This is a genomic window from Pseudomonas sp. DCA-1 (genome assembly GCF_046523955.1).
Lineage (GTDB): Bacteria > Pseudomonadota > Gammaproteobacteria > Pseudomonadales > Pseudomonadaceae > Aquipseudomonas > Aquipseudomonas putida_Y.
The window spans coordinates 3285597-3307683 of sequence record NZ_CP169881.1 but is presented as its reverse complement, the minus strand read 5'-3'; the positions used below and the strand labels follow the sequence as shown (position 1 = coordinate 3307683).

19 protein-coding genes and 1 pseudogene are annotated in these 22087 nt (G+C 62.0%); 11 read left to right on the top strand and 9 right to left on the bottom strand.

Annotated features, from left to right (window positions below):
* Positions 1-4 precede the first annotated feature (4 nt).
* Complete coding sequence (locus ACE4QZ_RS15540) at positions 5-4894, bottom strand: NEL-type E3 ubiquitin ligase domain-containing protein (RefSeq protein WP_321159559.1); 4890 nt, start codon at positions 4892-4894, stop codon at positions 5-7.
* 183 nt (positions 4895-5077) lie between these two features.
* Between ACE4QZ_RS15540 and ACE4QZ_RS15535 the strand changes: the two genes are divergently transcribed.
* The 3 genes from ACE4QZ_RS15535 to ACE4QZ_RS15525 all read left to right on the top strand — a co-directional run bounded on the left by ACE4QZ_RS15535 (position 5078) and on the right by ACE4QZ_RS15525 (position 8437).
* A complete protein-coding gene (locus tag ACE4QZ_RS15535) occupies positions 5078-6004 on the top strand; it encodes an alpha/beta fold hydrolase (RefSeq protein ID WP_021783135.1) in 927 nt (308 codons plus the stop codon).
* Positions 6005-6079: 75 nt separating this feature from the next.
* A complete protein-coding gene (locus ACE4QZ_RS15530) occupies positions 6080-6499 on the top strand; it encodes a VOC family protein (protein ID WP_021783134.1) in 420 nt (139 codons plus the stop codon).
* A gap of 261 nt (positions 6500-6760) precedes the next feature.
* Positions 6761-8437 carry an MFS transporter gene (locus ACE4QZ_RS15525; RefSeq protein WP_021783133.1) on the top strand — a complete coding sequence of 559 codons (1677 nt, stop codon included), beginning with the start codon at positions 6761-6763 and terminating at the stop codon, positions 8435-8437.
* 51 nt (positions 8438-8488) lie between these two features.
* On the opposite strand, the gene ACE4QZ_RS15520 is transcribed toward ACE4QZ_RS15525, so the two are convergent.
* Together ACE4QZ_RS15520 and ACE4QZ_RS15515 are read right to left on the bottom strand one after the other, a co-directional pair.
* Positions 8489-9058: a hypothetical protein gene (locus tag ACE4QZ_RS15520; protein WP_021783132.1), complete on the bottom strand. Its 570-nt coding sequence runs from the start codon at positions 9056-9058 to the stop codon at positions 8489-8491.
* 41 nt (positions 9059-9099) lie between these two features.
* Positions 9100-9486, bottom strand: a complete 387-nt coding sequence (locus ACE4QZ_RS15515) for a VOC family protein (RefSeq protein WP_021783131.1) — start codon at positions 9484-9486, stop codon at positions 9100-9102.
* A 161-nt stretch (positions 9487-9647) separates the two neighbouring features.
* On the opposite strand from ACE4QZ_RS15515, the gene ACE4QZ_RS15510 reads away from it, so the two are divergent.
* Together ACE4QZ_RS15510 and ACE4QZ_RS15505 are read left to right on the top strand one after the other, a co-directional pair.
* The gene (locus ACE4QZ_RS15510) at positions 9648-9833 is read left to right on the top strand and encodes a hypothetical protein (protein WP_021783130.1); all 186 of its coding nucleotides are present in this window, start codon (positions 9648-9650) and stop codon (positions 9831-9833) included.
* Positions 9834-9983: 150 nt separating this feature from the next.
* On the top strand, positions 9984-10895 hold the full coding sequence (locus ACE4QZ_RS15505; protein WP_021783129.1) for a LysR family transcriptional regulator: 912 nt from the start codon (positions 9984-9986) through the stop codon (positions 10893-10895).
* A gap of 44 nt (positions 10896-10939) precedes the next feature.
* Here the strand turns inward: ACE4QZ_RS15505 and ACE4QZ_RS15500 are convergent, their stop codons facing one another.
* Entirely contained in the window at positions 10940-11410 is a 471-nt protein-coding gene (locus ACE4QZ_RS15500) for a YMGG-like glycine zipper-containing protein (protein ID WP_021783128.1), read from the bottom strand.
* Positions 11411-11560: 150 nt separating this feature from the next.
* Here ACE4QZ_RS15500 and ACE4QZ_RS15495 point away from each other — a divergent pair.
* From ACE4QZ_RS15495 to ACE4QZ_RS15480, 4 genes and pseudogenes are all read left to right on the top strand, one after another.
* Positions 11561-12156, top strand: a pseudogene (locus ACE4QZ_RS15495) (paraquat-inducible protein A).
* Positions 12153-12782 carry a paraquat-inducible protein A gene (locus ACE4QZ_RS15490; protein WP_021783127.1) on the top strand — a complete coding sequence of 210 codons (630 nt, stop codon included), beginning with the start codon at positions 12153-12155 and terminating at the stop codon, positions 12780-12782. The pseudogene ACE4QZ_RS15495 and the gene ACE4QZ_RS15490 overlap by 4 nt, the downstream one beginning before the upstream one ends.
* Positions 12782-14422, top strand: a complete 1641-nt coding sequence (locus ACE4QZ_RS15485; RefSeq protein ID WP_021783126.1) for an intermembrane transport protein PqiB — start codon at positions 12782-12784, stop codon at positions 14420-14422. Before ACE4QZ_RS15490 ends, ACE4QZ_RS15485 begins: the two co-directional genes overlap by 1 nt.
* 11 nt (positions 14423-14433) lie before the next feature.
* Entirely contained in the window at positions 14434-14964 is a 531-nt protein-coding gene (locus tag ACE4QZ_RS15480; protein WP_021783125.1) for a membrane integrity-associated transporter subunit PqiC, read from the top strand.
* Positions 14965-14976: 12 nt separating this feature from the next.
* Here the strand turns inward: ACE4QZ_RS15480 and ACE4QZ_RS15475 are convergent, their stop codons facing one another.
* Positions 14977-16731, bottom strand: coding sequence for a phosphoethanolamine transferase CptA (locus ACE4QZ_RS15475; RefSeq protein ID WP_080671104.1), 1755 nt, complete (start codon positions 16729-16731; stop codon positions 14977-14979).
* A gap of 213 nt (positions 16732-16944) precedes the next feature.
* Between ACE4QZ_RS15475 and ACE4QZ_RS15470 the strand changes: the two genes are divergently transcribed.
* Positions 16945-17100 carry a DUF2986 domain-containing protein gene (locus ACE4QZ_RS15470; RefSeq protein ID WP_021783123.1) on the top strand — a complete coding sequence of 52 codons (156 nt, stop codon included), beginning with the start codon at positions 16945-16947 and terminating at the stop codon, positions 17098-17100.
* 27 nt (positions 17101-17127) lie between these two features.
* Here ACE4QZ_RS15470 and ACE4QZ_RS15465 read toward each other — a convergent pair whose 3' ends face one another.
* The gene (locus ACE4QZ_RS15465) at positions 17128-17502 is read right to left on the bottom strand and encodes a hypothetical protein (protein ID WP_028698074.1); all 375 of its coding nucleotides are present in this window, start codon (positions 17500-17502) and stop codon (positions 17128-17130) included.
* 199 nt (positions 17503-17701) lie between these two features.
* The gene (locus tag ACE4QZ_RS15460; RefSeq protein ID WP_021783121.1) at positions 17702-18292 is read right to left on the bottom strand and encodes a biliverdin-producing heme oxygenase; all 591 of its coding nucleotides are present in this window, start codon (positions 18290-18292) and stop codon (positions 17702-17704) included.
* Positions 18293-18454: 162 nt separating this feature from the next.
* Here ACE4QZ_RS15460 and ACE4QZ_RS15455 point away from each other — a divergent pair, with 162 nt between their 5' ends.
* A complete protein-coding gene (locus ACE4QZ_RS15455; RefSeq protein ID WP_021783120.1) occupies positions 18455-18946 on the top strand; it encodes a GNAT family N-acetyltransferase in 492 nt (163 codons plus the stop codon).
* A gap of 87 nt (positions 18947-19033) precedes the next feature.
* On the opposite strand, the gene ACE4QZ_RS15450 is transcribed toward ACE4QZ_RS15455, so the two are convergent.
* Together ACE4QZ_RS15450 and ACE4QZ_RS15445 are read right to left on the bottom strand one after the other, a co-directional pair.
* Positions 19034-20407 carry an 8-oxoguanine deaminase gene (locus ACE4QZ_RS15450; RefSeq protein WP_021783119.1) on the bottom strand — a complete coding sequence of 458 codons (1374 nt, stop codon included), beginning with the start codon at positions 20405-20407 and terminating at the stop codon, positions 19034-19036.
* Between the two features lie 235 nt (positions 20408-20642).
* Positions 20643-22025, bottom strand: coding sequence for an APC family permease (locus ACE4QZ_RS15445; RefSeq protein ID WP_021783118.1), 1383 nt, complete (start codon positions 22023-22025; stop codon positions 20643-20645).
* Between the last annotated feature and the right edge of the window lie 62 nt (positions 22026-22087).

Genomic DNA, 22087 nt, shown 5'->3' with positions numbered 1-22087 from the left:
GGGTTTAGCGGCCGATTGTTTGCGTCTGGCGGGTGAGACTGGTCAGCAGACCCGTTTCAACCTGCTGCTGCTCGGCAGTCAGCGCGTCCACGCCCTGGCGATACTGCTGCTCGTTGATCACGACGCGACGCAGAACGCCTTGAGCATCCACAGGGCTTTCAGGCATGACCGTGGCCAAGGCTCGGAGCACAGAGCTGTCCAGGGACGTGACCGGGTCGGCGGTTTCATCCAGGCAGTAATAGAGATAATCAAGGCCCGGCCGCCAAAAGTCGGTGATCAGGCTGAACTGTGCCGCATGCTCTCGTTTCAAGTACTCGGCCCAGCCCGGCTGCTGGTTCAACCATTGCTCCCGGGCGGTGGCATCCCTGTCCAGGGAAAGGACCGCAGCTTGCACCCTTTCGATGACTGTATCGTTGATTCTGGCCGTATGGCGGTACAGCATGCCTCGGCTCGGCTCAGGATAGTCCAGCGCGCTGGCCAAGGACTGGCGCAAGGCCAGGCGTACCTCGATATCGTCCACCAGCCCCGTCTGAAGTTCGCTGTCTGGAAAGGCTGAGGGATCGTCGAGCTCATCGTAAGCGGGGAGGTTTTCATCGAAGACCCCATCGAGCAGTGCCTGTTTGCGCAAGGACCTTCTCCAGCTGATGCGGTCGGCCAGTTGATTGACCTGACTGCGTCGATACAACTTGCCATACAGGCTCAGTAGATCAGCCGGTCGACTACCGGCGGCGGCTGCTGCTTCGTGGGCCAGCACTTCTATCTCCAGGGCACTGAACGCGTCGGCACCTGCGTCACCACAGGTTGGCGGGAAGTCGCCGGCCACGGTGGCGAGGCGTTCACGCAGGGCCGTGTCGTGGGCCGCGTCATCCAACAGCTTCCAGACGCGTGCCCTCAGGGCCTCGCCATCACGCTGCGCTTCGGCCGATTGGGCAAGGCGTTCGAGTACCCCCAGCAGCGCTGCGTTTTCACCTTGGTCGAACAGGTCGCTCCACAGTTGCTCCTCGGCACTGCTCGCCTCGCCACGGAAAATGCCTTGCCACAGTGGCACGTCTTCTGCGTGCTCGAATACGTTGACGCCGCTGCTGCCCAGGCGTGCACGAGTCTGGGCTTCCAGGGTGTTGTAGTTGAACAGCCAGCGGCGCTCCGGCAAGTGCGCGGCGACATCGCGGGCAAAAGGGGTACGCAGCACGCCAGGCAAGTCTGGCAGGGTACGAATGCGGTTGGACGAAAGGTTCAGATAGCGCAGTTGGTACTGGGGCTGGCTCATCAGGACTGTCAGGCTGTCGGGCCATTGCTGCAGTTCGCAACGCTCAAGTTCCAGGTGGACAAGACGCGCCATGAAGCGCAGGTCGGGCGCCAGTCGCAGTGGGTTGCCTGACAGGTGCAGTACAGTGGGGTGGATCATGTCCTGAAACTGGGCGGCAAGGCTTTCGTCGAGGGTGATTTGATTGTGACCCAGGCCGAGGGCGTCCAGGGGCAAGCGCGTCAGGAAGCCTAAACTGTTGGTGTCGAGTTGCAGCCGGTTGCGGCTGAGCCACAGTAGCCGCAGGCCGGGCATTGCCCCGATGGCCTGTTGGGCGGTGGGTGAAAGGGTGGTCAAGCCATTGTCAGTCAGGCCCAGCTCGCGCAGCCGCGGTGCTGACCTGAGCGCCTCGAACAATGTTTCGGCATCGATGTCCGGGTTGCCGACGATTTCCAGAGTTTCCAGGTTAGGGAAGTTTGCCAGGAAGCTGCCCTCCAGGTGCTGCATCTGCAGCCCCTCGAGCCTGAGATTGCGGATATGCGGCATGCGTGCAGTGAAAGCGGGTAGCGCTTCGAGTTGCATACGGTCCAGTACCAGTGTTTCGGCTTGCACGCCGCCTTCACGGCGCGAAGCACTCATCAGTCGCTCGGTGCATTGCTGGCGATCAAAGCGCTCTTCAAGGGTGCGGGCGGTGCTTACCCAGCGGTTGAGATCCCGGTTGAGGGTGCGCTGCTCGACTTCCAGCTGGTTGATCGCGCTACCCAGGTCGCCTCCTCGAGCCAGTTCGGCTTGCAGCCCACTGATTTGCTCGCTGCTGAGTTCAGGGTAGAGCGCCCGGAGTCGACGTGCAGCAGGCAAGATTCGTCCTTGCAAGCCACGACCGCTCAGGGGATAGCCCAGCTGGCCGTTGGCCAACCGCAAAGGGGAGCGGAACCTGGGGTTGATGGGTTGTTGGCCGATCAGTGAGGCGCAGTGCTGGCGATCGTCAAGGGCAAGTTGCAGCAACCGGGCCGGGTCAGCCTGCGGGTGCGTGGCTTGCAGCGCCTGTTTGATGCGTAGGCTGTCGTCGTTGGCCAGGCTGGGCCTGAACAGGCCGAGGAGGGCGCGGTCAAGCCGCGCTCGAGCTTGCAGAAGGCGTGCTTCCTCGGCAATGCGCAGCGGCACCCGTCCGTTGGTCAGGCGTTCCCGTTCAGCGTTGCTGATGTTGGCAAGCAATTCTTCAAGCGCGCTGTCCGGTAGCCCGGGAAACTGCCGGGCGAGGGTTTGTGCGATTGGCGGGCGTGTGGGACGGCGTCTTTGGTGCAGGCTCTCGAACAGCGCCTTGCGATGCTGTTCCAGGTGTTGCGCGAGCTTGTTGTTCAGTGCGGACGCTCGGTGCTCGGTTGGTGTGTCACCGAGCAACTGCTCAATGGCGTCTTCATCCATCTGATCCAGCACGGTCTGGCTCAACTGGCCATTGTCCAGATCGGTTCGGGTAACCTCGATTTCTACTTGGCCCAGCGTGTCAGGAGGGCCGTAGCGCACCGATTCGCCCCAGGGCTCTGGCCCTTGGTAAACCTTCAGCACCTTCCCTTCGGGCCACCCCGGCAGGCGCAGCAACTCGGGCAAGGCAAAGTTCTTGTACGCAGCTAGCGGCAACCCATGGCGTACACAGTTGATGATTTGTTGTGTCTGATTGTCCAGTTGCAACCGCTGCAGCGCGTCGAGCAACAAGGCGGGTGGACGCAGGCCCGCTGCCTGGGCGCGTCGCAGTACGTCTGGATCGGTACCGGTACTGCGCATGGCATGGTCCAGTTCGCTGTCGTCCAGGCCTGCGCCATGGCTGCCGAGGCGGCGCGCGAGCTGTTCGCGGTCCCATTCCAGAGGCTGTTCATGGGCCAGTTGCCAGCGGGCATCACCATGATGCAGCAAACGTGGGGCATAGGCCTGCGCATCCTCTGGGTGGCGCACGCGCCACTGCTGATCAGCGTCCTGAAACACCTCGTACAGGGTCCCATCCAGCTTCAGGTAGGTCTTCCCGTCGACGTGCACATGGCCGAGCAAATCGGGTTGAGCCCCCTCAGGAATAGCCACCGTGCTCGCATAGGGTTTCATGTCGGGGTGCCAAAGCACTTCCTTGTCTTCATGCCACACACTCTTCAAAGCATCTACAAAGCCAGAGGCCTGGACAACCCTGGCGCCCGCTGCAAAGCCGGCAATCACCCCCGCGTTGATGGCCAACGATTCCAGCTGTGCCAGTGCCTGACGGGTATCTCCTTCTTCCCAGGCCTCGAACCCGGTGAAAACCGAGCTCATCAGGTCGTAAGCAAAAACGCCTAGCATGACCGTGTTCAGCCCCGGCACGAAGAACGCGGCGACATTCAGCACGTTCATACCCAGGTCGAACCAGTACTTCAGACGCTCGTGTCGGGCGTTGGCGTCGACTTCGGCGGTAGGGACTGCAATGGTTTTTGCGTCGGCCTTCATGCGCGCAAGGTGTGCGTTGTACAAGGTCGCCCAAGGGTCGATTCTGATTGGCGAGAGCGTGAAAGGGATCACTGGCATGATTCGGGGTTTGCGTATGCCCGCTTCATTCTCTTCGAACAGCGCGATCTCCAGCTTTCCGGCGAGTTCTTTTTGCCTGTCCTTGTAGGCGAAATGCACCAAGGCTCGACGAAACTCGCTTTGCAATAGCCGACTGCGCAGGTGCTTGCCCGCTTCCTGACGAGAAGCGAACTCCCTTATCGGGTGCTCGCTGTCGCCAGGGATATACACGATGCAGGGGTTCTGGCGGTAAGGGTTGTCTGGCCCAATGAACAGTACTTCGTGGACGGGGACATCGAAGAGGTTGAAGTTCCAGCAATGCAACGCCTCGTTGTCATAGGTGGGGTGAGGGCTGCCGTCGCACAGTTGCGCAAGCGCATCGAGCCCGGCCTTGCTCAGCAGGCCTTTGAGCTTGGCGATCAATGCCTGGACCCTCAACGTCTCACGGTTCGCTGCAATCGACAGGCGCTGGATCTCAGCGCGATTGGCGCCTTCATGGGTTGCAAGCAGATGGTCTTGATAGCGTTTGCCAAGGTCCAGCGCCCGACAATGCCTGACGAAGTCCGCCATCGTCAGGCCTGCCAGGGGGGTGTCGCTGCCTGCGGCGTTGGTGAGCCTGCTGTAGGGGCCGACTTCGTCCAGCCCCTCGAAGTTGTGCAGGGCAGCCTCCAGCAAGCTGCGTGTTTGCGGCTGGCCTGCCGGGCGAGTAGCCAGCACATCCGCATCCACGTCCGGGACCAAAGGTGTTTCCACATCGGGAACGCCGACCCAGATGTTGGCCTCTGACTCAAAGGGCTGGAACACATACTGCGCCCTGTCTACGGGCACATTCACCCCCAACCGCTCGGTCAGCAGAGGGCCGCAGAACGCAATGATGTCCTTGAACTCGCCCAGCGCCTGCTTGACTTGCGCCAGCCGTTTGTTACGGGTTTGCAACGCGTTGTGCAACTGCTCGCGCGTTGGCTCATCGGCAGTGGCATACCACGCGTAAGGGCTGCCATCTTCATCGAGATACTCCTTGTACAGGCTCTGCACCACTTTGCGTGTATGCGTGGGTTGGAGCGCCTTGCTCCATTTCGGTAACGATCGGGTTATCTGGCTTTGATGCAACGGTGTCGGGGTTGTCATGGTAACCATCTCTTTTGTGGAGTGAGATAGTCCACGCTGATCAAGGCGTCGGTGTGCGGTAGATAGTTGTTTGGCAGCGGTCGGTCCTGCGCATGTGCGGGTCGGTGAGGGGCTGGCAGCGAGGGAGGATCTGCGAGAGGGTGGGACAGGTCATGGTGCAGGCCTCAGCCAAGGAGAATTGCAATGCGTTCGCTGTGCAGTCCGAAAGACCACCTGCTAGACCTCGATGGTATTGAAATAGCGGTCCGTACCTGGGGGCAAGAAGACGGTATTCCCATATTGGCCTTGCATGGCTGGCTAGATAACGCTGCCTCGTTCGAGCGCCTGGCACCGATGCTGGACGGCTGCTTCGTGGTGGCCCCCGACCTGATCGGCCATGGCCGTTCTGGCCATCGTCGCCACGACAGTGGCTATTACCTGTGGGAGCATGCCGAAGACATGTTGGCGGTGACCGACAGCCTGGGCCTGGCGCAATTTCATGTGCTGGCCCATGGTATGGGCACCGGTATAGCGTCGCTGCTGGCGGCCATGACCAGTGGCATTGCCAGCATGACCTTCCTCGACGGCATGGGTGCACCGTTCACGGTGGCCGAGGATGACCGGGTGCAGCACCTGGCGCGGGCCTACCGGCTCAAGCGCATGGTACAGCGCAGCCAGTTGCCGGGTTTTGCCGAGCCCGATGTCGGTCGCTTCGACGACCTGGACACCGCTTTGGCACAACGCCGCGAGCGTCTGGACACCGAACTGTCGGAAGATGCCGCTCGGCTGCTGGCGCTGCGCGACCTGCTTCAACTGGGCGATGGCTATTGCTGGCGCCACGACCCGCGCCTGGTATTGCCCGAGCCCATGCCACTGACCGAGCGCGAAGCATGCGACCTGCTCAGCCAGATCCGCTGCCCGTTGTACCTGCTGTTCGGCCGCCAGGGGGCGTTCACCGGCGAGGCCTTTACCCGGCGTCAGGCCGCCTTGCCCAGCCACGCGAAAGTCTCCTGGCACCCAGGCGGGCACCACTTCCACCTGGATGCGCCAGACCGGGCGCTGGTCGACCAACTGCTGCGTATCCTGACGCGCCATGAAGGGGGTGTACTGCAACGCTTGGTGAACGAATAGCTGATTCTGGTCACGCCGCGTGAACCTGCGCTATGGTGGCGCACGCTTTTGCAAACACGCCACAAGGAGCCTGGCATGCGACCGTTCACCATCAAGCAAATCGACCACCTTGTGTTGCGGGTCCGCGACCTGCCGCGCAGTGTTGCCTTTTACACCGAGCTGCTCGGCTGCACGGTCAGCCGCGTGCGCGAAGACCTGGGCATGGTGCATTTGGCCACGGGCGCGGCGATGATCGACCTGGTGACCCTGGACGGGCCGCTGGGGCAGCCAGGTGGGGCTGCACCGGGGGTGGAGGGGCGCAACCTGCACCATTTCTGCCTGCGCATCGAGCCGTTCGACGAGGCCGCATTGACTGCCTATCTGGAAGCCGCCGGGGTAAAAGTGGAACCTGCAGAGAAGCGTTATGGCGCCGAAGGCGAGGGGCTTTCGCTGTACTGCTATGACCCGGATGGTAATCAGGTCGAGTTGAAGGGGCCGGTAACGTCTGGCGGGTGAAACCGCCCTCGCCAAAATCGTCAGCCAACCCGCTATCGCCCGGCACCCCGGTGCTGCGTGTCGTCCAGGCCGCCCTCTCGTGCAGGGCCCGGCGGGTGGATATCCAGCCAATCCCGATTATGCTTCATGAACCTTGCTGCGATCCGAGGCGGCCCGCCTCGTCGTGCTTCGCGCAACCAAAGCAAGCGCCAGGGCCTGGGTGCGACGGTGAAGTGGTTGTGAGGTGCTCCGGCCTGCATGACAACATGACGGAGGCAACCCATGGCGGTTCTCGACAGCACATCCACGGGCAGCGCGCCCCAACGCGGTATCACCAAGGAGGAGCGCAAGGTCATCTTCGCCTCGTCCCTTGGTACGGTATTCGAGTGGTACGACTTCTACCTGTATGGCTCACTCGCCGCGATCATCGCCAGGCATTTCTTTGCAGGCGTCAATGAAACCACCTCATTCATCTTTGCCTTGCTGGCCTTTGCTGCCGGCTTTGCCGTACGGCCGTTCGGAGCCATCGTGTTCGGCCGCCTGGGCGACATGATCGGGCGCAAGCACACCTTCCTAATCACCATAGTCATCATGGGCCTGTCTACGGCACTGGTGGGCCTGCTACCAAGCTACAGTGCGATCGGCGTGGCTGCGCCGATCATCCTGATTACCTTGCGTTTGCTGCAAGGCCTGGCCTTGGGTGGCGAATACGGCGGCGCGGCCACGTATGTGGCTGAACATGCACCCAAGGGCCGACGCGGCTTTTTCACCGCCTGGATCCAGACCACTGCCACGTTGGGGCTGTTTCTGTCTTTGCTGGTGATCATGGCATGCCGCACGGCCATGGGGACGGAAGTGTTCGAAGCCTGGGGCTGGAGGGTGCCGTTCCTGCTGTCGATCCTGTTGCTGGCGATTTCGGTGTACATCCGCATGCAGCTCAACGAGTCGCCGGTGTTCATGAAGATGAAGGCCGAAGGCAAAGCATCCAAGGCCCCGCTGACTGAGTCGTTTGCCCGCTGGGACAACCTCAAGGTGGTGATCATGTCGCTGCTCGGTGGTACCGCCGGCCAGGCCGTGGTGTGGTACACGGGGCAGTTCTACGCGTTGTTCTTCCTGTTGCAGATGCTCAAGATCGATCCGCAGACTGCCAACCTGCTGATTGCCGGCTCGCTGCTGATCGGCACGCCGTTCTTCATCATTTTCGGTAGCCTGTCCGACCGGATTGGCCGCAAGAAGATCATCATGGCCGGCTGCATCATCGCCGCGCTGACCTACTTCCCGATCTTCAAGGCCCTGACCGAGTACGGCAACCCGGATGTGTTCGTTGCCCAGGAGCAGAACCCGGTAGTGGTGGTGGCCGACCCAGATCAGTGCGCATTTCAGTTCGACCCGGTGGGCAAGGCCAAATTCACCACCTCCTGCGACATTGCCAAGAGCCTGCTGGCCAAGCGCGCCATTCCCTATACCAACGAAGCGGCTGAACCCGGCAGCGTGGCGCAGATCCGCATAGGTGAGCGAGTACTGCCGAGTTTTGACGGCAGCAGCCTGGCTGCGGCGGACTTCAAGGTGCAGAGCGAAGCGTTTACCGCAGCCTTGAGTGGTGCGTTGAAAGAGGCGGGCTACCCAGAAAAGGCCGACCCGGCGAAGATCCACTACCCGATGGTGCTGTTACTGCTGACCATTCTGGTGATCTACGTGACCATGGTCTACGGCCCGATTGCCGCCTGGCTGGTGGAGCTGTTCCCGGCGCGTATCCGCTACACCTCGATGTCGCTGCCTTACCACATCGGTAATGGCTGGTTCGGCGGCTTCCTGCCGACCGTGGCGTTTGCCATGGTGGCAGCGACCGGAGATATCTACTACGGCTTGTGGTACCCGGTCGTGATTGCCCTGATGACGGCGGTGCTGGGGATCTTCTTCCTGCCTGAGACCAAGGATCGGGATATCAATCACACCTGAAGGTCGAGTTTGCCTGTGCTGGCTCCTTCGCGGGCAAGCACAGGCGATCAATCAGTCGAAGTAGCCACGTAGCCCGAATGCGTACCCGGTATCCACAGCTGTCGCCTCACCCCGGCTCCAGCGCTTCTTCAACACGAACTCGAACGCCGGCTCGTACAACCCGTCGCGCACCAGTGCCCCCGCCAGCACCTCCACGTCGTACCAGCCATTGTCCAGTTCGATGATCGGCCGCCCTGTCACCTGGTAACGCGCCATCAGGTCACCCAGGGTCTTGGGCGTGAAGTGCTGCAGGATGCGCCAGGTGTACAGCATCAGCGCACCGTGCTCGACCCGCAGTACATAGCCATTGCGCCGGTGCTTCAGACGGCTGCCGGCCTCGCGCAGGGCCGGTGTGTGGTTATCGAGGGTGAACAGGATGCGGTAGGGCAGGTTGTCGACACCGGCCAGCGGCAACACGACACCTTCGCGCACAGCCTGGTCGCCGCTGTCACCGTGGGTGAACGCATGGGCCAGGTCGTCGGGCAGTTGATGGTCTTGCTTGAAGCGCTCGAGCAACTGGATATCGCCGAGCAGAAAGTAGTCGACCAGGTCGTTGAGCACTTCGCTGAATTCGTGGCGCATCTTTTTTCCTTGTGGGTGCGCAGTGGGGTAAGGGCAACCGGCTAGTGCTTCTGGGCAATCTGGATCAGGTTGCCGCACGTATCATCGAACACCGCCACGGTAACCGGCCCCATTGGGGTAGGTGGCCGGATGAACTTCACACCTGCTGCACATAGCCGCATGTATTCGGCCTGGATGTCACGCACGCCGAACGAGGTGGCGGGGATGCCATCCTGCTTGAGCGCGGCCTTGTACACCTTGGCTGCCGGATGCGCGTCGGGTTCCAGCAGCAGTTCGACGCCATTGGGGTCGTTGGGCGAAGTCAGAGTCAGCCAGCGGTGCCGGCCCATGGGAATGTCGTGTCTGGGCTCGAAACCGAGTACGTAGTGGTAGAAAGCCAGGGCCTTGGCCTGGTCGTCGACGAGGATGCTGGTGACCACGATCTTCATTAGCGCACACCGCTTGCCTGGGCCGATGACTATCAGTAAAGACGCTCGGGCGTTTTTGACCAGTGGCTGCAGTGCCTCTGGGACCTGTTTCCAGCTGCGCGACAGCGCACGCACGACCTATCGTTGGCCTGGCCTTAGCAACCCACCAAGGAGTGAAATGCATGCAAGAAGAACCGATGAAAGACCTGCCAGACGTCGATGATGAGGATCAGGCAGATACCACTGAGCCGCCTGCAACGCTGTCCCGGCGTAAGCGCGGCGCGGCTCCAGTTTGCGGAATGCCCTGTGAGTCGGGGTACAAGCAGATTGGTGACGACTGCATTCGGGCGAACCCCGGGTTTGAGTGATGCACCGGGCCGGGGCAACCCGGCCCATACAAAAAAACTGTTCAAGGTATAGGTAAATCCTTCAGCGCTCAGCGCCCGCTCAGCTATAGCCAAGGGTAAAGTGTGAGGCACGATCCCAGTCTGCCCAGACCAGCGTCAGAGAGGTACCCTGTGGCTGCTTATACCTTGCGACAACTGAAGTACTTCGTCACCACCGTGGAAGCGGGCAGTGTGGCCGAAGCGTCACGCCAGCTGTATATCGCCCAGCCGTCCATCTCCACGGCTATCAAGAGTCTGGAGGAAAGTTTCGGTGTACAGCTATTCATCCGCCACCACGCCCAGGGCGTGTCATTGACGCCCAGCGGCAAACGCTTCTACGCCAAGACCAAGTCGCTGCTGCAGATGGCCCATGAGTTCGAACAGAACGCCCTGGCCGACAACGATACCGTCGCCGGGCAAATCGACATCGGCTGTTTCGAAACCGTGGCACCGCTGTACCTGCCTCGCCTGATAGCCGGTTTTCGCCAGCGTTACCCGGGTGTGGACATTCGCCTGCGTGACGGTGAACAGCAGGACCTGATCCAGGGCCTGACCGCCGGTACCTTCGACCTGGCGTTTCTCTATGACCACGACCTGGACGGCACCATTGAGGCCGAACCTCTGATGCCGCCGCAGAAGCCCTATGTGCTGCTACCAGAGAACCACCGCTTTGCCGGCCAGGCCCAGGTCTCGCTGCGCGACCTGTGCCCGGAACCGATGATCCTGCTGGACGTGGCCCCTAGCCGCACATACTTCGTCAGCCTGTTCAACGATATGGGCCTGGCACCGAACATTGTCTTCAGTTCGCCATCAATTGAGATGGTGCGTGGAATGGTGGGTCAGGGTTTCGGTTTTTCGTTGCTGGTAACCCGCCCGCACTCGGAATACACCTATGACGGCCAGCGCCTGGCAATGCTCGACATTGCAGAGCCGGTGGCGCTGTCGGGGCTGGCTGCGGCGCGGTTGAAGCGAGTCCAGCTGACCAAACCGGCGCAGTTGTTCGTGGAATTTTGTCGGGAAGAGCTGGCGAAGTTCCTGAACTGAGCACGCCATGCTTCCCCGGCAGGAGGCGCATGGCGTGGCATTGCTCAGGGGTTGACCTGATAGCCGCGCCCCTGCAGGCAACCGCTGTAGGCACTGGCATGGGCCTGGGTTTTTGCCTCGTCCTGGCCGCGCCTGTCCTGGCGCCGGTCCTGACGCTGGCGCATGCCACCGACCGCGGCCCCGGCGGCGGCTGCTTCGCCGGCACGGTTCTGCCGGTATTGCTGCTTGGCATCGTCACCCACCCGGTCATACAGCGCGTCATGCTGGTTGCCGCGCACCTGCGCGCCTACAGCACCGGCGGCCGCACCCGCAGTTGCACCGCGAACCCGGCCACCGACATGTGGGTCGCTGGACGTCGCCGTGCCGTTTGCGGCATTGGTGGCGACGGTATTGCAATCGTTGATATCCAGTTGCATCTGCTGGCTGCTCTGACCCTTGAGCGGCACCACCGACTGCGCCTGGGCGGCCGATGCTGCGCACAGCAGCAACAGGTAACTCCACGTGAACGTACGCATGGCACACCTCCACCGGGCGAAAAGCCCGCCCCACAGGATAGTTCGCCTTTGACGCGGTGATGGAAGTTTTGCCCAGATAGGCTACACCGGATATCAGACGCCGTTCCGATTAGCCTCTTGGCCTGATGCAAGGCTTCCTGTGGGCAAGACATGAGCCAGACGCAAGATCTGATCATCTGCGAGTATTGCGACACGGTGTACCACCGGGCACCGCTGCTCAAACATCAACGTGCCCTTTGCCAGCGCTGTGGCGGCGTGCTGTACCGGCACAGGTCACTGACCATTGAGCAGCGGCTGGCATTGAGTGTGACGGGCGGCGTCCTGCTGGTATTCGCCAACTATTACCCGGTCATGACCATCGGCATGCAGGGGCTGACCCACTCGGCCACGTTGTGGGACGCCGTGCAGATCCTCAGTCACGGCAGTATCACCTTCATCGCCCTGGTCATGGCGCTATCGATCATTTTTGCGCCGCTGCTGCAAATTGCCTTGTTGTGCTGGGTGTTGAGTTTTGCCCTTGCCGGCCGCGTGCCCCCGGTTTCGCCTTGTGCATGCGTGGCCTGGAAAGCCTGCGGCCCTGGAGCATGCTGGAGGTGTGTCTGCTGGGGGCGATGGTGGCGGTGATCAAGCTGGCGGGGCTGCTCGATGTGATCCCCGGTATCGGCCTGCTGGCCCTGGCTGCGCTTAGCATGTTGATCATCCACATTGCCGGCAAGGACATCCGCGACTTGTGGGAACAGGTATGACTACTCCAGCCAATGCGCACGACCTTGGCTTGTGTCTGTGCCATGGCTGTGGCCAGGCCTGCGACACGCGCAGTGGCGCGCACACCTGCGACCGTTGCGGCGCCGTCATTCACCGGCGCAAGGCCAATGCCATCAGCCGTGGCTGGGCGTTTCTGCTGGCAGCCCTGGTTTTCTACATCCCCGCCAACCTGCTGCCGGTGATGCACACCGAAATGCTCGGCAGTGGTACAGACAGCACCATTGGCGGTGGCGTGCTGGAGTTCTGGGAAGCCGGGGCCTGGGACATCGCGCTGATCATCTTCATCGCCAGCGTGGGTGTGCCTGCCATCAAGTTCTTGTCCCTTGGCCTGCTGCTGTTCACTGCCCAGCGTGGTTCTTCCTGGGCCTGCCGGCAGCGTTCGCAGTTGTATCGCTTCGTCGAGCTGATCGGTTACTGGTCCATGCTCGATGTGATGGTAGTGGCGTTGGTGGCTGCGCTGGTGCAACTGCGCGGGCTGGGCACCATCGAGCCGCGCGTGGGCATCTTGTTTTTTGGCATGGTGGTGGTGCTGACCATGTTCTCTGCGATGAGCTTTGATCCACGCTTGATCTGGGATAGCCATGCCAACGAGGGGAGGCCGCATTGATGGGGCAACAGACTGACAAGCGCGAGGGCCCTGGGCAGGTTGAAGTGCGCACCCGACGTTGGAGTGTGTCGCTGGTATGGATCGTGCCGATCCTGGCGATCCTGATCGGCGCTTCGCTGGTGGTGCGCAACTGGATGCAGCAAGGGCCGGTGATCACCATTTCTTTCCACAGCGGCGAGGGATTGGTGGCGCACAAGACCCAGGTAAAATACCGCAGCGTGGTGATCGGCGAAGTGACCACGGTGGACTTGGCCGACGACAAGAAGAGTGTGGTGGCCAAGGTTCAGCTTTCCAACGATGCCCGTTCGTTTGCTACCCAAGGGGCGCGCTTCTGGGTGGTGCGACCGCGCATCGGTGTCGGCGGGGTTTCCGGGGTGGACACGTTGCTTTCGGGCAGTTTCATCGGGGCCGATTCCGGCGAGTCGAAAGTGCCGGAAAAGTCCTTTGTCGGCCTGGAGCTGCCTCCGCCGATCACCTATGACGAAAAGGGTAAGCGTTTTGTTCTGGTTGCCAGCGACCTGGGCTCGCTGGATATCGGCTCTTCGATCTACTACCGCAAGATCCCGGTTGGCGAAGTGGTGTCCTTTGCGCTCCAGGACGATGGCAAGGGGGTAGAGATTGGCGTATTCGTGCAGGCGCCCTACGACACGTTCGTCACTGCTGACACGCGCTTCTGGAATGCCAGTGGCATCGACATGCAGATCGGAGCCAATGGCCTGAAGGTCGATACCGAATCGCTGTCGTCGATTCTGGTGGGCGGGCTGGCCTTCGGCTCGCCCGATTTCGCCGCACAAGCTGAGCCTGCTGCCGACCAGGCCCGCTTCCAGCTATTCGCCGACCGCGACATGGCGCTGTCGCCTCCGCATGGCCAGGCGCAGTACCTGCAGTTGCGCTTCGACCAGGCCATGCGTGGCCTGTCGGTGGGGGCGCCAGTGGAGTTCAAGGGTGTGGAGTTTGGCCGGGTCACCTCGATCCAGCTTGACTACGATGCTGCGCGGCAGACCTTTCCGGTAGTGGTCGATGCGGTGATCTACCCCCAGCGGCTGGGGCCGGTGCACCGCAAGATGCTGGCAGTGTTCAAGCACACCGAGGGCGATCTGGAAGGTGCGCGGAAACTGATTGGCACTTTTGTCGAACATGGGCTGCGGGCCCAGGCGCGTAGCGGCAACCTGATCACCGGGCAGATGTTTATTTCGCTGGATTTCTACCCGGATGCACCCAAGGTGACCTTCGACATGGCTGCCAACCCCATCACGATCCCGACGCTGCCCGGCAGCCTTGAGCAGTTGCAGGAACAGTTGCAGCGGGTAGTGGAGCGCATTGCCAAGCTGCCGCTGGAAAGCATCGCCGGTAACCTGGACGGCAGCCTGCGTGAGCTGCGCGCCAGCCTCAGGCAGTTCAATGGCCAGACACTGCCGGACGTGAACGTGGCGCTGGACGAGGTGCACAAGACCCTGCGTACGGCCAACTCGGCCATTTCCGAAGACTCGCCACAGCGCCAGCGAATGAGCGAAACACTGGACGAGCTGGAGCGCATGTCGCGTTCGCTACGTGACCTTGCCGATTACCTGGGCCGCCACCCCGAGTCGCTGATTCGTGGCCGGCCGAAAGCGGCCGGGGCCGCAGACCTTGAACCCTGAGGAGACAGCCGATGCAACGACTGCGCAATGTATGTGTGGCCAGCCTGCTGGTGTGGCTCGGGGGCTGCAGCAGTACGCCGAACAACTACCACACGCTGGTACCGAGCGAACCGGTGCGTGGCAGCGGCCAGCGCATACAGGTAGTCAGGGTGGCTGTGCCGCCCCAGGTCGACCGCCCACAGTTGGTGGTGCGGCAAGGGCAGAGCGGCCTGGCCATCCTGGAGACGGAGTGGTGGGGCGCCAACCTGGTGGATGAATTCCGCAGCGCCCTGCAGGACCAGTTGGGCGGCCCGGCGGGCGGTGGCAAGGCGTCGCTGCGGGTGGATGTGCAGCGCTTCGACACGGTACCAGGGCGCTACGCCTCGCTGGAGGCCGTGTGGCGCCTCAAGCAGCAAGGGCAGGCCGAGCTGACCTGCCGTACGTCGGTGCAGACTGCCGCGGACAACAGCATCACCAGCCTGGTGAATGCGCACCAGGCCAACCTGCGCAAGTTGGCCGAGGCGGTGCGGGGGAGTGCCCGGCAGGGAAGCTGCCCTGCATGACCCGTGGCCTCATTACTGCCGGGTGCTGGCTGTTTCCTGTACCCCGTCGGCCTTGTCCCGCGGTAGCTGATCGAACTCGCGCAAGCCATCCTTGCGGTATGGGTCGCCGATCCAGCGTGGCGCTACCAAGAACTGTGGGCTGACCAGGCTCTTGGCCGGTTCATAGAGGTCATAACTCAACCCGGCCAGGTCAGACAGGGTGTGAATCAGGTGTGAGCTGCTGTACGGGCGGTTGGCCATTGCCTGCAAGTCACGCGGGTGGTCGGCCTGCCAGCTAGGCGAGGTCCACAGCAGGAACGGAATGGTATACATCGGCCGGGTTGGTGCGCCTTCGTTGCGCCCCAGGCGGTCGTGGTCACCGGAGCTGTACACGTCTTCACCATGATCGGACAGGTACATCAGGAACCCATTGGGGTTGCCTGCCGAATAACGCTTGATCAGGGTCGACACCACATAGTCGTTGTAGCGCACCGCGTTGTCATAGAAGTTATAGGTTTCTACCTGGTCCGCCGTCAGCGTGCCTGGCACGCCCTGCCTGTCGTTGAAGTGCGCGTAGTCGTCCGGGTAGCGGTAGCGGTAGTCCATGTGCGTGCCCAGCAAGTGCACGATGATGAATTTGTTGGGCGCAGGGTCTTGCAGGGCTTTCTCGAACGGTGCCAGCACCACGTCATCGTACTGGCTGGCATTCTGGTTGCGCTGGTTGTTCAGGTACACCGGCGCGTCCGTCTGCTGCGAGAAGGTGGTAAGCATGGTGTTGCGCTTGGTCATGGTCTGCTGGTTGGTGATCCAGAAGGTCTTGTAGCCTGCCTGTTTCATCAGGTTGATCAGCGATGGGGCGCTGAGGAAGCGGTCCGGGTTCTGCTCGTCGCCGAACGTGAGGATCTGCTGCATCACTTCGATGGTGTAGGGGCGCGGCGATACTACGTCGCGGAACACGGTCAGGCCCTTGTCACTGGCGGCTAGCGCGTCGAGGTTGGGCGTGGTGTCGCGGTTATAGCCATACAGGTGCATGTGCTCGCGGGTAGTCGACTCGCCCAGCACCAGTACCAGGGTGCGTGGCGCCTTGCCACTGCTGTCACGCAGGTTTTGCAGCGGTGGCAATGCGGCATTCTGGGCCAGCAGCTTCTGCATGTTGTCCAGCTGTTGGCGATACTGGCGGTAGCCGACCAGCAACTGCCAAGGTACGGCCGGTTCCATGCGCTGCTGCACTTTTTCGAGCGCATCGGCGAAGTTGCGTTCTTGGGTGACCATCTGCTTGTAGAACGGCCACACCAGGTTGGCCACCAGCAATAGCACGACCACCGGCAGGCGGCTGCGCAGCGGCAGGCTGACCGGGCGTACGCGCCGCCAAAGCAGTACCGCAACCAGCGTGTATAGCACCAGTGCCAGGCCCAGCCACACGCTGAAGTATTGGCTGAAGTACTCACCGGCCTCGGCGGTGTTGGACTCGAACATCACAAAGATGACGCTTTGTGAAAACTCCTGGCGATAAATGCCGAAGTAGCTCAGGCCCACCAGCGATGCAGCCCACAGCACCAGGCCGATGATTGCCGCGGTGGTGCGGGTGAAGCGCGGCAGCAACAGGACGGGTGCCAGCCACAGGCTGCTGAGGAATAGCGCATCGCGAAAACCGGCGAAGCCGGTAGTCCCACTGAACAGCAGTAGCGCCTGGGTTACGCCGGAGAAATACCAGAAGAACAGCAAGAGCCAGCCCAAGCCGGCCCAGTCCACGCGCTTGTGCGCGGCGGGGGATGTAGTGTGTGACACGTATGCCTCGTCGTACCTTGGCGGCCAGCGGTTGTGCTCGTGGCCGGAAAGGGCGTGACGCTAATCTGCGGACTGTGAAAATAACGTCAACGCGGCGAATCATGTGTCTTGCTGCGGCCGTAGCAGGCATGAACTTGGCCTTTGCCCGCGTTTTCCCCAGGCTGCCGAGGTATGATGGCGGCAGCTAAACCGTACTGACAGGCCCCGTGGACCATGAACCGTCGTAAGAAGATCAAGCAACTGTTGCAGGCGCATGCCAAGAAGGCCAGTGCCAAACTGGCGCCGCGCAAGCCCAGGTACATCTGCAAGGCTGACCGCTTGAAGATGGAGGCAGAGGCGGCGGGCGATGCTCACCAGCTGGCCGACTGACACCGCGCCTGCACGCTCGCCTGGGCTTCAACGGCGGTAGTAGCGATGCTCGTCATGATGACGCTGGCGCATGGCGCGCTCATGGCGGCGCTCCCAATCTCGGCGCCGTTCCCAGTCGCGCCGCCGCTCCCAGTCCCGCCGGGCTTGTTCACGGCGCCACTGTTCGCGGCGCCAGTCGCTTCGGTGGCCATGCCAGCGATCGTCATCATGCGCCAGCAGCGTGGCCGGCTGTTCAACGGCTGCACTGGCCACCCTGGACCAAGGGTTGCCGGCTGGTTGCAACGGTGATTGAACGGCCGGTGCAACTGCCTCGGTGGCTTTCATTTGTGTTGCCGATGCCGTGCCCACCGCCGCGAACGAGAACAGGCCGAGCAGCACCAACCTTGCGACATGTATTTTCATGAGCGTAGCCAACCTCTGATAACAATTGAGCCATCTGGCCAGCAGGTGTGGGGCGAACCTTGTCTCGCGTTCCGCTACCTTTCTGCGCCTCACACATAGACAGGGAATCAAGAAAAAGTTCGCTGCAGCAACAACTTGAAGAACTTTGCCGGGGTGGCTGGTGCTGGGCAGTACCCGCTACAGGTGCCATTGCGCTCAGTCAACTGCCTGCAAATACCTCACGCAGATGCCCCCGATAACTGTCGAACGCAGCAATCGCGCCTGCCACCACCTCTGCTTCTTCCTGTTCCTCCAGCACCAGGCTGTCCAGCCTGGCAACAAACTCGCGCCAATGCAGCGCTCGGCCATCCGGGTGGGGGGCCAGGTGGCGGGCGCCCTTGTCGCCATCCAGCCCAAGACGTTGTGTGTGCCTGAACAAAAACGCCGCCCCCAGGTTCGAACCTTCACTGCAATACAGCCATCCCAGGGCCTGGGCCGAGCTGACGCAGACCGGTTGGGGGGACGTTGGCAGTGGCAGGCCCAGGTCGAGCAGGTCGGCCTCTACCGCCGCGAAACGCGACAGCGCCGCCAGCCCAGGCAGTTGCTGGTTGAGTTGTTCATCCTGATACAACGCCAGCAGGCTGCCATGAAAGCGGTGCTGCACCTGCAGGAAGCGTCCATAACGCGCGCGGTTCTCGAAAGGCCGCGCTGCCATCACCAGTTGATCAACGCTGTCATGATCCCTGCTGCTGGCCGCTTTCAGGCGTTTGCAGCGGCTTGGTTCGGTGGTGGGGGAAGTTACAGCGGTCATCGGCGTATCCGTGGCAATAGAGCAAGGCTCCCATGATGCTTGCCGTCCTTGGCAAGCAGCAAGCATCACACGCCCGACCTGGGCGAGTTCGCAATGATGGAGCGCAAGGACGATGCTCATTTATCATGGCGGCTGCCTTTACCATTGCCAAGGATACTTGCCATGAGCGCCCTCCAGTTTCGCACCCCCGTCCCCGCAGATGCCGAGCGTTGCTACGCCATCGAAATTGGCGCCTATGAAGGGGATGAGGCAGCCACGCTGGAGAAAATCCGCACGCGTATCACGCAGTACCCACAAGGCTTCCTGGTGCTGGAAAGTGACGGCGAGATCGTTGGTTTCATCAACAGTGGTTGCGCCCACGAGGTCGTGATGTCCGACGAGGCATTCAAAGAGCTGGTCGGCCATGACCCGGCGGCAGCGAACGTGGTGATCATGTCGGTGGTTGTAGACCCGGCCCACCAGGGCAAAGGCTACGCCAAAGTGTTGATGAACGAATTCATTGGACGCATGCACGCGGCGGGCAAGCAGGCCATTCACCTGATGTGCAAGGAGCAGCATGTGGCCCTGTACCAGAAGCTGGGCTACCAGTACGTGAAACCGTCACCGTCGGAACACGGCGGCATGGCCTGGCATGAGATGGTCATGGACCTTTGAGTGGACATCTCGCTGCGTGACAGCGCAGCCCAAAAGGGCTGCGCACTACCTTCATTCAACCCAGCGATGCCGAGCTGATGCCTGGCATCAAGTGCCACTGACCAACTGATGTGCCAGCTGGTTGTGGCGCTCCAGTACGCGCGGCAGGTCGACAGTGGTCAGCTGGCCGTCTTTCACCACGATGCGGCCGTTGATCACGCTGGTATGCACCTGGGTCGGGGTGCAGAACACCAGTGCTGCCAATGGGTCGTGGTGGCCGCCGGCATACGCCACATGGCCCAGGTCGAAGGCGACGAAATCGGCGACCATGCCAGGGGCCAGGGCGCCGATATCATTGCGGTTGAGCACTTTCGCGCCACCCAGGGTGGCAATCTCCAGTGCTTCGCGTGCAGTCATCGCGTCAGGGCCGAAGCCCACCCGTTGCAGTAGCAGGGCCTGGCGCACTTCGCCGATCATGCTGGCGCCGTCGTTGGAGGCCGAGCCGTCGACCCCAAGGCCCACCGGTACGCCATGGTCGCGCATCTTGCGCACCGGGGCGATGCCCGAGGCCAGTCGCATGTTCGAGCATGGGCAGTGGGCCACGCCGGTGCCGGTGCGGGCGAACAGCTCGATGCCGTGCTGGTCGAGCTGCACGCAGTGGGCATGCCATACATCGTGGCCGACCCAGCCAAGGTCTTCGGCGTACTCGGCAGGGGTCATGCCGAACTTCTCGCGGCTGTAGGCGATGTCGTTGACGTTCTCGGCCAGGTGGGTGTGCAGCGACACCCCATACTGGCGCGCCAGCACGGCAGCTTCGCGCATCAGATCGCGGCTGACCGAGAACGGCGAGCATGGCGCGACCACAATGCGGCGCATCGAGCCGTGGCTGGCATCGTGGTAGTCCTCGATCAGACGTTGCGACTCCTTGAGGATGTCGGCTTCCTTTTCCACCACCGAGTCAGGTGGCAGGCCGCCTTGGCTCTGGCCCACGCTCATGCTGCCGCGCGCGGCGTGGAAGCGCATGCCGATCTCGGCAGCCGCGTGGATGCTGTCGTCGAGCCTGCAACCGTTGGGGTAGATATACAGGTGGTCGCTGGAGGTGGTGCAGCCGGAGAGAATCAGCTCGGCCATGGCGGTCTGGGTCGACACCGCGATCATCTCGGGGGTCAGGCGCGCCCAGATCGGGTACAGGTTGGTCAACCAGTTGAACAGCTCGCCGTCCTGAGCTGCCGGTACCACGCGGGTGAGGCTCTGGTACATGTGGTGGTGGGTGTTGACCAGCCCTGGGATGACCACTTTGCCGGCCATGTCCAGAACCACGTCGGCGTGCTGCGGGAGGGTATCGCTGGGGCCGACTTGCCTGATCAGGTTGTCTTCGATGAACAGGCCGCCGTTCTTGATCTCGCGGCGCTCGCCGTCCATGGTGACCAGCAGCGCGGCGTTTTTGACGAGTAGCGTTTTTACAGGGTTTGTAGATGACATGGTGCAAGCCTGCGCAATACGCATCGGCGATTACCGATGTCATAGGCGCTAGGTATTGTAAGCAAGCTTTTTGCTGATTGTATACAGCCTGGAGCACCAGTGCCGGCCTCTCAGCAGGTAAGACCGCGAAGCGGCCGGCACAGGTTAAACCCATGAATGCGCGCACCGCCTCGGCGCCCGGCCTTGCGTTCCAGCACCGGTTCCCGCGAGGCAAAGGCGCGCAAGTCTTCAGGTGTCACTCGGCCATCTGCAGCTCTGGCAGCTTCACGCGCAACGCCCGGGTCAGCCCCAGTAGCACCAACAGGCCCATGCCCATCCAGCACAGACCGATGGTGAACGACAGGCTGGTCAGGCTGCTCCATAGCCACAGCGTGCTGATAAAGCCCAGCCCGGGAATTACGCCGTACAGCAGGCCGTTGCGGCAACCGCGCAGTTTCTGGTCGACCAGGTAGTGCTTGACCACCGCCAGGTTCACCGCCGAGAAGGCGAACAGTGCACCAAAGCTGATCATGTTGGCCACGGTATCCAGGGTGATCACCAGGGCGATCAGCGACAGCAGGCTGACCACCAGGATGGCAGTGGCCGGCACGCGCTTTTTCGTCACCAGCTGGCCGAATGCCCGCGGCAATGCGCCGTCACGGCCCATGGCGAACAGTACGCGCGACACGCTGGCCTGGGACACCATGGCCGAGGCAAAGCAGCCGGCCACGTAGGTCGCGGTGAAGGCGGTTACCAGCAGCTCGCCGCCCACCCGGCGCATCACGTCCACCGAGGCCGAATCCGGGTCGGCGAAGCTGCCCCAGTCGGGGAACACCATCTGTGCGCAGTAAGACACCACCAGAAACAGCAGCCCGCCGATCAACGACACCGCAAGAATCGCCACGGGAATGCGGTAGGTCGGGTTGCTGGTTTCCTCAGCCATGGTCGATACCGCATCGAAACCGAGGAACGACAGGCACAGTACGGCGGCGCCGGTCATGATCAACGGCACGCTGAAGCCTTCGTGGTGGAAGGGGGCCAGCAGCGACACCGGCTCCGCCTGTCCGCTGAGCTTGAGAATGGACAGGGCGACGAAGACGATGATGAACACCAGTTGCACCACTACCAGTATCCAGTTGACCCGGGTGATCGACTCGATGCCGATCAGGTTGAGGAAGGTGACCAGGGCAATGGAGCCCGCCACCCACACCCAGGCATGGATGGTCGGGAAGTATTCCGACATGTAGATGCCGATCAGCAGGTAGCTGAGCAGCGGCAGGAAGATGTAGTCGAGCAGCAGTGTCCAACCGGTGATGAAGCCGATATGGCTGCCGAAGGCCTTGCGCGTGTAGGTGTAGACCGAGCCGGAGTAGGGATGGGCCTGGACCATGCGGCCGTAACTGTAAGCGGTCAGCAGCATGGCGGCGAGCGTGAGCAGGTAGGCGGTGGGCAGGTGCCCTTTGGTCATCTGGGTGACCAGCCCGTAGGTGGTGAATACGGCCAGGGGCACCATGTAGGCCAAGCCAAATAGCACCAGGGCGGTCATGCTCATGGACTTGCGGAAGCGGCCTGTGCTGGTGCCGGGTTGCGAGGGTGCATGCGGGGCGGGGCTATGGGCTGTACTTGTTGTTGTATGCATTGCTAACTCCTGAAAAGGGATGCAGGACACCGCGGCAGGCGAGCGGGCTCGCAACCGTTGGG